Source organism: Streptomyces sp. NPDC013187 (assembly GCF_042899705.1).
GTDB lineage: Bacteria > Actinomycetota > Actinomycetes > Streptomycetales > Streptomycetaceae > Streptomyces > Streptomyces hawaiiensis_A.
Map to the genome: position 1 here is coordinate 557,539 of NZ_JBIBAF010000004.1, position 12,057 is coordinate 569,595.

Below are 12,057 nucleotides of genomic sequence, written 5' to 3' on the forward strand. Positions count from 1 at the left end.
TGTCTCAGTTCGGCTTGGCCACGTCGAGCCAGTAGTCGTCCTTGTCCATCACCCGGTAGTTCCGGCGGAACGTCGGGAACAGCGCCATGGACTGGGTGTTCTGGTTGTTGGACATGCTGGAGCGTCCGCAGACCTCGTTCCAGGTCGGAAGGGGGTAGCGCAGGTCGGCGTGGAGCCGCCACAGGCCGTCGGCGTCCTTCGTCGCGTAGGTCTGAAGGCAGTCGTCACCGGAGCCGACGGGATTGGTGCCGCCCAGCGAGGTCGGCGTGCCGCCACTCTGGTAGCTCTTGGCGAAGGCCAGCTCGTCACAGCTGGGTGTGTCCGTTCCCTGCGAGGACAGTTCCGGTGACAGCGTGACGCTCTGGTTGCGCTCCCAGTTGGTCGGGCACATGAGGGCCCTGTTGACGTCGCTCTGCTTCTTCGTCGGATCGCTCGGGGACATCACGCTGTCGCCGAGGTAGGTCAGCGGCCGGCCCTGGCCCTTGAGCCCGAGGTGGGCGGGCAGTTGGTGTTGAACCAGCCAGGCGTGGGCCGCCGCGGCCGGGAACTTCTGGGAGTTCATGGAGTAGGTCGGCTTGTAGTAGTCGAAGACGCAGCCGGGTGTCGTGGTGACGGTGGTGTCGCAGCGCAGTTCGGAGTACCGGTCGGTGCCGATGGCGGCTTGGGTCTCCGACGGGACGTCCGCGACGATGGCTCCGAGTTTCCACTGCATGCCGAGGAGGTCCTCCGAGAGGGACTGCCCCCAGATCATGGCCGTCTGCACTTCCCCGACGTGCCGGTCTCCGGTCGCCCAGTCCCAGGTGGCTGAGGTGTTCCAGATCTGGTTGGTGGTGGTGCAGTCGATGGAGCAGACGGCGGCCGAGGTGATGGTGACGGGCGCTGTCGCCCCCACACCGGTCGCGGCGGTGGGGACGAGTTTCAGCAGGGCGTTGGAGGTCGCCTCGTTCGCGTAGGCCTTCAGTTCCGCCTGCTCGTCGAACTCCATGGTCCCGAGGATGTTCTGGTCCTCGTCGACGATGACGACGGTGACGTGGTTCTTGATGCAGGCCTCGGTGCGGTTGACCCACTGCTGATTGAGGTTGAAGGGCTCGACGTTGCACCAGGGGACGAAGCTGTCCGGCCGCTCCGCGACGACCGCGCTGACGGAGGCGGCGGAGGTGGCGGACGGGCCGGCCGGCCCGCCTCCGGCGATGACGCTCATGCCGACGTCGGTGGGGGTGGTGATGTCCGCGGGCTGTGCGGCGTTGACGTCGGGGTCGTGGAAGGTCAGGTCGGAGGGGATACCGCTGTAGTCGCCGGGCACGAACGCGACGGCGTCGTAGGCCACGTCCTTGTCGGCGGCTCCGTCCGGTGTGGAGTTGGACAGTCGCACCTCCGGCGCCTGGTCCTTGAAGTTGTAGGCGCCCAGGGAGACCCATTTGTTGGACTCGTTGGCGTTCTGGTCGACGGTCTTGGTCACCGTGCCGAACGGTGTGACGACCTGGTAGGAGGCGTTGGTGACCTGTGCGCCGGTGTCCGGGACGTGCACGTAGACCTTGGCCTGGCTGCCGGAGATGGCCGAGTTCAGTTTCCAGTCGCCGAGGATGGTCATGCGTCCCCCGGCGCCGCCCAGGTGGTCGGTGTCGCGGGCGTGCGTGTACCAGAAGTGGCCCTGGTAGCCGCCGCCGATCTGGTGCAGGTCCGCCTTGGCGTCGTACTGGCCCAGGCCTGGGCCGGTGGCGTTCGGATCGGGGTAGAAGGTGAACTGGAACGAGCCGTCTGTCGTGGTGGAGCCGCAGGCGCTCCAGGTGTTGACGCCCGCGGGGTCGGAGTCGACCACCTTCGCACCGGACGGCGCGCCGGAGCAGACGGGTGTGCCGTACTGGAGGCGGTAACCGCGCCCGGGCTCGCTGACCAGGGTCTGGTACTTGAGGTTCTCGAAGCCACAGGTCGTGGCGCAGTCGGACTTCCAGGTGGCGTTGGAGGCGTTCCACCAGTACGGGGTGTAGCAGGCGGCGTCGGAGCAGTTGGGCGGGTTGGCCGAGTCGCAGTTGTTCTGCGCGTTGCAGAACGTGTCCAGCGGCGGCGAGACGTGCGCCCGGTTGTACGTCGCGTTGCCCGGCAGCGTGTAGGGGCCGGTGGCGCCGTTCCAGTAGGCGGGCCGGAAGCCGGCGGAGGAGAAGCCGGACTCGCCGGGCCAGTCCTGGCGGCCGGAGGTGGCGTAGGAGTGGCCGGTGTCGATGGACCACGCGGCCCAGCCCATCACCTTTTCCTCGTACGGCCACTTCTGGGGCTGGGCGGCGTCCTTGGCGGCGAGCGGGTCCACGTCGGTGTTCATGAAGCTCAGCCGCGAGGCGGGATAGACGGGGTTGGCGGGGTTGTTGTACCAGCCGAGTCCCCAGTTGCCGTTGGTGCCCTCGTCCGCCTTCTTGTTGAAGCCGAGGTTGTAGTTCCACACGGCGGCGAACCAGTTCTCGGGCCTGGCCGGGTCGTCGTTGTTCACGGTGATCGTCTGGCCGGACTCGTGCACCTCGTTCCACTTGTCGGCGAGGATGTACAGCGAGGCGGCGATGTTGGTGGCGTAGTCGATGGCGATCGCGCGCTGCGTGCCGGCCGGGAGGGACGTCTCGCCCGTCTTCGCGTACGCGGCTTTGCGCATGCCGTCGGTGACCTGGCCGACGCCGTAGCCGCAGTCGGACTTGTCCCAGTGGATCGTCCAGTAGTCGGCGAGGGTGCCGCCTGTCTGGTGTCCGTAGAACCCGTCGACGGCCGCGAGCGGGCTGCCCATCTGGCCGGGGATGGCGCCGGACTCGGCCTGCCACAGGTTGGACTCCTGGGCGAGGATGCCCAGTTCGACCTGTGCGGGGATACGGCCGTTGCCGCTGCTGGTGTTCAGCGTGGGGGCGGGGAACATGCCCTGCGGGTCGATGGTGGAGAGCCCGGTCTGGGAGCGCCAGCCGCCCTGGGTGAGGTAGTTGGAGCGCAGGTCGCCGCGGACGGCCATGTCCACGGCCCACTCGACCTGGTTGGGGGTGGGCTGAAGCGCCTGGGTGGCGGTGTCGTTGCGGGGCACGGAACACCAGGCGTCGGTGTCGACCGGGTCGTTGGCCCTGGGGTCGTCGGCGGCGGTGGTCAGCATGCTCATCGTCGACATCTGCGGCTTCGAGGAGCCGGTCAGCGCCGGCGACGTACTGCTGCCCGCGGTGGTGCCGGGCGCGGCGGCCGTCTGTGTCGTGCGCCTGCCCGTGCGCGGGACGGTGCCGGTGATGGTCAGGGCGTGGCTGACGCGGCCCGGTGTCGTCCGGGCCGCGGGCTCCCTGGTCGTGGTCTTGCCGAAGCCGCGGCCGGCGCCCTCGATGTGGGCGACGCCCGCGAGCACCGCCGGGGAGACGACGGGGTCGACGGCCAGGCGTCCGCGGGTGGAGACCTCCGCGTCGGGTGAGACGTTCAGGGGTTTGATGCCGCTGGCCGCGAAGTCCTTGCCGTGGCCGGCCTTTCCGATGAGGTAGACCGTGCCGTCCGTGCCCTGGCGCAGGTTCAGCGCGGTGAGTTCGCCGCTCGCGACGGTCGTCTTCCTGCCATGGGCGTAGGTCCGCACGTCGGCGTCGGTGTCGCCGGTGCGGTCGATGTAGGTGACCGTGCCGTCGGCGGCCACCCGGATGCCGTACGGGGCGTGCTCGGTGGCGGCGAGTCGGGAGGTCCTGCCCTTGCGGTCGACGTGGACCAGCCGGTTTCCGGCGGCCGCGATCACCCCGTCCCCGGTGGGCACGGCGGAGGTGATCTCGCCCTTCGCCGTGGTGTCGGCGACGGTGGCGCCCTTGGTGTCCACCGTGACCAGGCGCGTCTCGGTGTCGCGGAGGGCGGTGAAGGCGGCGGTGTGCGTGGCCGGGTTGCAGGTCGGGTCGAAGTAGGCGAGGGACGCGGTGAACGGCAGTTTGGTGACGCTGCCGTCGTCGAGGTTCACGATCGCCGTGAACGCGCCGCCCATCATCAGGTCCGGCTTGTTGGTGAAGGTGCGGGGAGCGTAGACGACGGCCGCGTGGTGGTCGTCCAAGACACAGCTGTTGCCGATCCAGGTGTCAGCCGGAAGCTGCGGCTCACTCAGTACCGTGACGGTCTTCCAGGCATAGGCGTTCTTGCTGTCCGCGACGAGCAGGTGCAGCCCGTCGCTGTCGGCGGCGGTGGTCACCGCGCGATCGGCGGAGGTTTTCCAGCCCTTGCCCAAGGTGGTGTCCGGGGCCTTGACGGCCCCCTTCGGAGGGGTCGGCGCCGGTTTCGACGTGGGCGTGGCGTGGGGGGTGGTGGGGTTCGCGGCGGCGGGCTGGACCTGTATCAGCCCCGCCACAGCGGCGGTGGCGGCGACAAGCGTCAGTACTCTTCGTCTTTGTCGGGCTCTCACTCGCTGTGATCGCGCGCAGGGAGAACCCCTACGAAGGGAGGTCACTGTGACTCCTCTTCTGTATGTCGGTGATCGTGACGCGGATCGCGCCTGCGGGCATCTTGTCGACGTTCCCGATCGTGGCCTGGGTCGCCATGGTGCGGTGGGCCGCGAGGCCGCCGCTGGTGACGACCTGCCGGTAGGACGCCATGTCGGCGCCGTCGCCGATCTCCACGGTGAAGTAGACGCTGTACAGGGCGGCTTCAGGGCCGTTGTTGGTGATGGTGAACGGGACTTGGAGCAGCTTGTACGGAAGCCGGTGCGGGGTGTAGGCGAGGACCTCGCCGTGTTCGGCGCGGGCCACCGGCTTGCCGTAGCCGTACGAACTCGGCGCCCGTGTTCCGGCGGGCTGCGGTGTGACAAGCGTGGTGGGCAGCGGTCCGTGGTCCGATGCCTGCGATTCGGCGGCGGAGCCATGCGATTCGGTACCGGAGGCGTGTGTGGCGCGTACGCCGCCGTAGACCATGGCGCCGATGATGGCCGCGGCTACGGCGGCTCCGGCCAGGAGGGGGCGCGGGTGTCTCATCACTCAGCCGTTCAGAGTCTTGTGGGCGGAATTCACGGGCAGGGGGAGCCCCTTGGCGGGACCGGCGGTGGGTGAGGCCTCGGGCCAGGTGCCCTTGTCCACGCCGGAAGAGGGGGTTGGCGACCGGTCTCGTCTGCGGCTCATCGGCCGTGGGACGGGGTTTCCCGGCGGAGCAGGAAGTGACCAGGGCTGCGGTGGCGGCAGCGACGGCTGTCGCCGCGGCTGTCCTGCGGACGGTCATCGCAGACCTACCTTCCGACCGGGTTGAATTCGGGCCAAGTGCATCCCCTCCCCCAGCCCGACGTGCGCCACCTGTGGAAGCGCTGTGATCGCGGGCGACGCAGAACGTAACAGGGGGGCGGACCGTGCTCATGACGGATTCCGGCAACCGCCAAGACGCATTCGCGGAATGACCAAGAGAGATCAAAGCCCTCTGCGCCAAGCATCGTTCCGGCGGGGCCCGAATGGCCCCTTTGTCTCCGTCCGCCTGCATGTGCGTGACGATGGAGCCGGTGCGCGGGTTCCGTAACCCACTTAATGATTTTTCCAAGGTATTGCAGAAAAAGCGGATCAATCGTGAGGAAGCGCACGATGAGCCCGGCAGGAGTCCGCCACGGTTTCCGCGAACGCCCGCGCCGAGCGTGACAGCCCCTCCAGCGCCGTACCGCCCATATCGACGTCTCGCGCGTGGTACCTCCCTCCGGGTGCCGCCCACCAACTCGCTGAAGACCAAGATCCGGACCATGCACGGGCCGACACCCCGCTCACAGTGAGCCCAGCGCCTTCGTTTTCCCAGGGCACGAAGCTATGAATGATGCTGTCCCCGGCCAACTCCGAGACTCAGATGAGTGGCCTTCCGCCGGCGCTCCCCACTGCTCCGCATGGGGAGCGGCTGGTCAGGGACTCAATGGGCAACAAAAGCCCAGGTCAACGACCCGGCCCCGGGGCCTCCATGCCGAAGGTGCCTGGAGGGTGGGTGGGTGGTGAACATCTGACCTCTCACCGGGACCTCGGGGCTCGGACCGGGGCCGGAGCCGTCGGGTACGGAACTCCCTCTTCTTCGCTGCCCACCGGGCGACGTCAATCACAGTCGGCGGCCCGGCCAGCTCCCCGGCCCTGAAAAACCGCAGGTCAAAGCTCGAATGTCCTGAGGTTATGGATCTCCGTCATGTCAGGCATTGGACGCATGACACGCAGCGTCACAGTCTGGAACGAGCCCCCCGTACCGACCTTGTGAGGAGTCATCATGGGCACCGAGAGGAGCACCGTCGACGGTGTCATCCGGACGAGCGCGCGCGGACACGCCGTCCTGAACAGTCCGCGTCTGAACCGGGGTACGGCCTTCACCCGGCGGGAGCGGCAGGAGCTCGGGCTGACCGGTCTGGTGCCGCCGCAGGTCCTGACACAGGACCAGCAGGCCGCCCGCGCCTATGCCCAGTTCCGGTCCCAGCCCGACGACCTCGCCAAGAACGTCTACCTGACGGCGCTGCGCGACCGCAACGAGGTGCTCTTCCACCGGCTCCTCGGTGACCATCTCGCCGAGATGCTGCCGATCGTCTACACCCCGACCGTGGGTACGGCGATCGAGCGCTACAGCTATGAGTACCGCCGCCCGCGCGGCGTGTACCTCTCGGTCGACGACCCCGAGTCCATCGAGAGCTCCCTGCGCGCCTCCGGGCTGGGCGCCGACGACGTCGACCTGATCGTGGCGACGGACGGCGAGGCGATCCTCGGTATCGGTGACTGGGGTGTGGGCGGCATCGACATCGCGGTCGGAAAGCTCGCCGTCTACACGGCCGCCGCGGGCGTCGACCCGGCCCGCACCCTGGCGGTGATGCTGGACGTCGGCACCGACCGGCAGGAGCTGCTGGACGACCCGCTGTACCTGGGCAACCGGCACCCGCGCGTGGACCGGGACCGCTACGACGCGTTCGTCGACGCCTACGTCGCCGCGGCCACGAAGCTGTTCCCCGACGCCCTGCTGCACTGGGAGGACTTCGGCTCGTCCAACGCCCGCCGGATCCTGGACCGCTACCGCGAGAAGACGCTCACGTTCAACGACGACATCCAGGGCACCGGTGCCGTCAATCTGGCCGCCGTGCTCTCCGGCGTGCGCGCCGGCGGTGCCGCACTGCGCGACCACCGGGTGGTGCTCTTCGGCGCCGGAACCGCCGGCATCGGGATCGCCGAGCAGCTCCGCGACGCGATGATCGCCGACGGACTGACGCCGCGGGAGGCCGCGGAGCGCATCTGGGCCGTGGACCGCCACGGACTGCTGACCGAGGGCCAGCAGGGGCTGCGGGACTTCCAGCTGCCCTTCGCCCGGGGCCGCGCCGAGGTCGCCGGCTGGCGGCACGACGAGAACCTCGGCGGCGTGCCGCTGGCCGAGGTCGTCGAGCGGGTGCGCCCGAGCGTCCTGATCGGCGCCTCGGGGCAGGGCGGCGCCTTCACCGAGGACATCGTCCGCGCCATGGCCGCGCACACCGACCGTCCGGTCATCCTGCCCCTGTCCAACCCCACGCGGCTGGCCGAGGCCGTCCCCGCCGACCTGCTCGCCTGGACCGGCGGCCGGGCCCTGATCGCCACCGGCAGTCCCTTCGAGCCGGTGGAGACGGAGGGCGTCACCCACTACATCGGGCAGGCCAACAACGCGCTGGTCTTCCCCGGGCTGGGTCTCGGCACGGCCGTCGCCCGTGCCGAGCGGATCACCGACGGCATGCTGGTGGCCGCGGCCCGCGCCATCGCCGACCAGACCGACCCCGCGGCGCCGGGCGCGCCGATCCTGCCCCCGATCGACCGGCTGCGCGACACCTCCGTGGCGGTGGCCGTGGCCGTGGCCCGCGCGGCGGTCGCCGAAGGCGTCGCCCGGGAGAGCGCCGACGACACGATCGAGGAGCGCGTCCGCGCGGCCATGTGGCATCCGGTGTACCCGCCGATCGAGGCCGTCTGACGGGCATCGCCCGGGTATCGCTCCCCCACCCCCCAAGGGGGCGCCGACCGGAGGCTCTCGGCTCTCTGACCTACCGTCACCGGCCCGCACGGTCGCGCCCCCGCCTTGCTTCAAAGGATTGACGCAGTCATGTCTTTCGCCGAGATCTTCACCGTCGTGGTGCCGGTCTTCCTCCTCATCCTGGTCGGCTACGGCACCGGCCGCCGGGCGCTCTTCGACGCGGGCGGCGCCCAGGCGCTGCGTGAGTTGACCATGCAACTCGCCCTCCCCGCGGCCCTGTTGCTGAGCATCTGGCAGACGCCTCGGCACGTGCTGGTCGAACAACTGCCCCTGGTGGGCCTGCTGGCGTTCGGGTTTCTCGCCGTGTACGCCGTCCTGCTGGGCGTGCTGCGCCTCGCGGCCCGCCGGCCGCTGAGGCGGGCGGCCCTCTTCGCGCTGGCCTGCGTCCAGCCGCAGTACGCCTTCATGGGCACGTCGATCCTGGGGGGCCTGTTCGGGACCGCGGAGGCCGCCGTGCCGATCGCCGTCGCGGGCATCATCGTCAACGTCGTTCTCGACCCGGTCGTCCTGATCCTCCTCGGCATGCCGGAACATCCGGAGCGCCGGACGGTCACCGCCGGGGCGGCGGCCCCCGCACGGCGGCCCGCCCTGGCCACCGTGGGCGGGGGCGCGCCCGAGGCGGCCACCGAGCCGGCCTCCACCGAGACCGGATCGCCCGGCCCTCGCCCCTCGGTGCTGCGCACCGTCGGGCACGCGCTGCGCGAGCCGTTCTGCTGGGGGCCCGTCCTGGGCCTGGTGCTGTCGGTCGCGGGGGTCGGTGTGCCGGAGATCGCCGATTCCGCGCTGAGCCTGCTCGCGGGCGCCGCCTCGGCGACGGCCCTGGTCTACGTCGGCGTCTCCGTCGCCCGCATCGGCCGGCCCGCGCTGTCCCCCGCCGTGTGGGCGGTCTCGCTCACCAGCGTGGTCGTCCTGCCCCTGCTCGTCTACGGGACGGGGCTGCTGCTGACCTCCGCGGCGGTCGCCGCCCAGGCCGCGCTGATTCTCGCGTTCCCCGTCTCGCCCGTCCCCCTGATGTTCGCCGCCCGGCACGGCTCGGCCGAGGACGTGCGGACCATCGGCTCCGCCGTCGTCCTGAGCCTGCTCCTCTCCTTCGTCACCCTGCCCCTGCTCATCGAGCTGGTCGGCTGACCTCGGCCGGGGCAGCGCTGCCTGGCCACGCCTCGCGCGCTCCGCACCCGCCTTCCGCTCGACCGTCCCGAAAGGACACGGCCTCATGACATCAGCCGCAGACACGCGACCGGACCGCCCGCGCCGCCCGTCGCGGTCGTGGTGGCCGCGCTCCGTTCTCGGCCGCCTGCCCGGATCCCTGCCGTACGCCGCGGCGGCACGGGGGGCCGTCGCGCTCGCGCTGCCCCTGCTCGTCGGGCTCGCCACCGGGTGGCTCGTGCTCTCGGCGATCGCCGCCATCGGCGCTCTGTGGGGGGTGAGCCAGGACGGTTCCGACCCGTACCGGGTCCGGGTGCTGCGGCTGGGCTGGACCGGGCTGTCCAGTGCGCTCGGCCTGCTCGCCGGTGAAGTCGCCCTGCGCAGCGGGGAGGCCGCGGCGGTGGCGGGGTGCCTGGTGGCGGCCGCGCTCGTGGCGGGGGGTGTCGGACTGCGCGGGCGGATCGCGTCCGTGTCGGGCATGCATCTGCTGCTCGGCGTCACGATCGGTAGTGGCATCCCGGTGCCGGGGCCGTGGTGGCAGCCGCCGCTGGCGCTGCTCGCCGGTGTCGCCCTCGTCCTCGTGCTGTCCGCGGCGCCGTGGCTGTGGCGCCGGCACCACGTCGAACGGGCCGCCGTGCTGGCCGTGTACCAAAGCGCGGGCGAGGCCCTGGCCGCGGCGGGGACCGAGGCCGCCGAGGAGGCCCGCCTGCGGATGACACTGGCCCTGAACCACGCCCACGAGGTGATGGCCGCCCATCTCGCCCCGCGCGGGCGGCGGCAGGCCGGAACCGGGGACCTGGTCCGGGCGTTCCACTACGCCGTGCGCCTGGGCGAGGCCGTGACGGCCGTGGTGTGGGAGGGCCGTGCGCTGCCGTCCGGCCTGGCCCGCGTACCGCGGCACCTGGCCGGACGCCTGCTGCCGGGGCACCTCGCGACCCCGGAGGACCGCCCTGCGCTGCCGGCCCCGGTGTCCGACTCACCGGGCGGGCGCGCCCTGGCCGAACTGGTCACCGCCGTCGACGCCGAACCGGAGGGCTTCGACCTGGAGTTGCGCCTCCCGGCAGACGACGGGCCCGGACGGGCGGCGCGGGTGCGGTACGCCCTGCTGCTGGCCGGGTGCGTGCTCGCCGCCCATGTGCTCGCGGAAGTGCTGCACCGCCCTCGCGGTTACTGGCTGCCCATGACGGTGGCCTTCGTCTACAAGCCCGACTTCGGGCCGCTGTTCCCGCGGGCCCTGCACCGGTGCGTCGGCACGATCGTCGGGGTGGCCGCCATCGGGGCGGTGTCCGCGGCGGCCACCGGCACGTACGCCGTGGTGGGTGTCGTGGCCGTGTTCGGCGCGCTCATGGCCATCGGCGTGCGGCACCACTACGCGCTCGCCACGCTGGGCCTGACCGCCGTCGTGTTCGTGCTGCTCGACCTGCTGGGCGACCATCGCCCGTTGTACGGCACGCGGGTGGTGGACACGGCGCTGGCGTCCGTGCTGGTGCTCGTCGCGCACTTCGCGGTGTGGCCGGACTCCGCAGCCCACCGCGCCGAGGCACAGACCGAGGCCGCCGTCGCCGCCGCCCGGCGCTACCGCGACGCCGCGCCGGAAGCGGGCCCGGTCCAGCGGCAGTCGCTGCGCCGTGCCGCCTACCACCAGCTGGCCGAGGCGCGCCGCACGGTCGCTCACGCCCGGCGGGAACCGGCCCGCCGCGGGCGTCCGCTGCCCGACTGGGAGAGCGCGATCACGGCGGCCGAACAGCTCTGCGACCAGGTGACGGGACACGTGGTCGCGGGTGCGGCGAGCCCGGTCCGGTAGCGGGCACCGGCCCGGCAGCCGATCCCGGCCCATCACCGGATCCCGGTCCGGCAGCATGCCCCGGCCCGGTTGTCGGCTCCCGCCCGGTTGTCGTTTCCGCCGGGTTGCCGGCTCCGCCCGGTTGTCGTTTCCCGGCCCGGCGCGTGGGTGTGACCCATGCAGCCGTCGCCTGGGTCATCGGCGACCCATGACGGGGGAGAATGGCACCATGGATCTACAGGTGCTGCGTTCGTTCCAGTCCGTCGCGGAGGGGACGACGGTGACCGACGCCGCGACGGACGCCGGTGTCACCCAGCCCGCCCTGTCCCGGGCCCTGGCCCGGCTGGAGGACGAGGTCGGCGCCGAACTCCTGCAGCGCGTCGGGCGCGTGCTGCGCCTCACCCCGGCGGGCCGGGTGTTCAAGGAGTACGTCGACGGGGTGCTCGACAACTACGACCGGGGCCGCAGGGCCGTGGCCGAGATGGTCCACCCCGACTCGGGCGTGGTGTCGCTCGCCTTCCTGCACACCCTGGGCACCTGGCTGGTCCCCCAGCTCGTCACCGACTTCCGGCGGACCTTCCCGCAGGCGCAGTTCGAGCTGCACCAGGACGGCGAGATCGGCCTGACCCGGCACCTCCTCGACACGACCGCGGATCTGGTCATCACCAGCAGCGATCCCGGCCACCCCCTCATCACGTGGCGGCGCCTGCTGGTGGAGCCGCTGCGGCTGGCCGTCCCGTCCCGGCACCGGCTGGCCAAGCGCCGCCGGATCCGCCTGGCCGAGGTGGCCGAGGAGCGGTTCATCCTGCTCAAACAGGGATACGGGCTGCGTGACATCACCGCGGGGCTGTGCCGCGAGGCCGGCTTCGCGCCGGTCATCGCCTTCGAGGGCGAGGAAGTGGAGACCCTGCGAGGTCTGGTCGCCGCGGGTCTCGGGGTGTCCCTGATCCCGTCGTCGCCGGACGTCACGACGGCCTCCGAGTCCCCCATCCGTTACCTGGAGATCACCGACGTACGGGGCGCCCGGGACATCGGCATCGCCTGGCTGAGCTCCCGCGCCGTGCCGCCGATCACCCGGCGCTTCCTCGACCACGCGCTGCGGGCGTCGACCGTGGAATGAATGTCCCTTCCTGTCGCGGGAAGTTCGGGCATGTCCGGCCTTGTCCGGGCGACTT

The 12,057-nt window shown here is 71.3% G+C and carries 6 protein-coding genes; 4 read left to right on the forward strand and 2 right to left on the reverse strand.

Annotated features, from left to right (window positions below; translation table 11 throughout):
- Positions 1–4: 4 nt before the first annotated feature.
- Positions 5–4,324, reverse strand: a complete 4,320-nt coding sequence (locus ACFY5B_RS11045) for a Tat pathway signal protein (protein WP_389967643.1) — start codon at positions 4,322–4,324, stop codon at positions 5–7.
- A gap of 82 nt (positions 4,325–4,406) precedes the next feature.
- Entirely contained in the window at positions 4,407–4,943 is a 537-nt protein-coding gene (locus ACFY5B_RS11050; protein ID WP_389967645.1) for a hypothetical protein, read from the reverse strand.
- A 1,246-nt stretch (positions 4,944–6,189) separates the two neighbouring features.
- Between ACFY5B_RS11050 and ACFY5B_RS11055 the strand changes: the two genes are divergently transcribed.
- From ACFY5B_RS11055 to ACFY5B_RS11070, 4 genes are all read left to right on the forward strand, one after another.
- Positions 6,190–7,893: an NAD-dependent malic enzyme gene (locus tag ACFY5B_RS11055; protein ID WP_389967647.1), complete on the forward strand. Its 1,704-nt coding sequence runs from the start codon at positions 6,190–6,192 to the stop codon at positions 7,891–7,893.
- 129 nt (positions 7,894–8,022) lie between these two features.
- On the forward strand, positions 8,023–9,081 hold the full coding sequence (locus tag ACFY5B_RS11060) for an AEC family transporter (RefSeq protein ID WP_389967649.1): 1,059 nt from the start codon (positions 8,023–8,025) through the stop codon (positions 9,079–9,081).
- A gap of 85 nt (positions 9,082–9,166) precedes the next feature.
- On the forward strand, positions 9,167–10,903 hold the full coding sequence (locus ACFY5B_RS11065; RefSeq protein ID WP_389967651.1) for an FUSC family protein: 1,737 nt from the start codon (positions 9,167–9,169) through the stop codon (positions 10,901–10,903).
- Between the two features lie 208 nt (positions 10,904–11,111).
- Positions 11,112–12,002 (forward strand): LysR family transcriptional regulator, encoded by an 891-nt coding sequence (locus ACFY5B_RS11070; protein WP_389967653.1) that lies wholly within the window; start codon positions 11,112–11,114, stop codon positions 12,000–12,002.
- Positions 12,003–12,057: the final 55 nt, after the last annotated feature.

What these genes read in the sequence shown, in the direction of transcription:
- ACFY5B_RS11050 (WP_389967645.1), bottom strand. Translation starts at nt 4,943, where the DNA reads ATGAGACACCCGCGCCCCCTCCTGGCCGGAGCCGCCGTAGCCGCGGCC.
- ACFY5B_RS11055 (WP_389967647.1), top strand. Translation starts at nt 6,190, where the DNA reads ATGGGCACCGAGAGGAGCACCGTCGACGGTGTCATCCGGACGAGCGCG.
- ACFY5B_RS11060 (WP_389967649.1), top strand. Translation starts at nt 8,023, where the DNA reads ATGTCTTTCGCCGAGATCTTCACCGTCGTGGTGCCGGTCTTCCTCCTC.
- ACFY5B_RS11065 (WP_389967651.1), top strand. Translation starts at nt 9,167, where the DNA reads ATGACATCAGCCGCAGACACGCGACCGGACCGCCCGCGCCGCCCGTCG.
- ACFY5B_RS11070 (WP_389967653.1), top strand. Translation starts at nt 11,112, where the DNA reads ATGGATCTACAGGTGCTGCGTTCGTTCCAGTCCGTCGCGGAGGGGACG.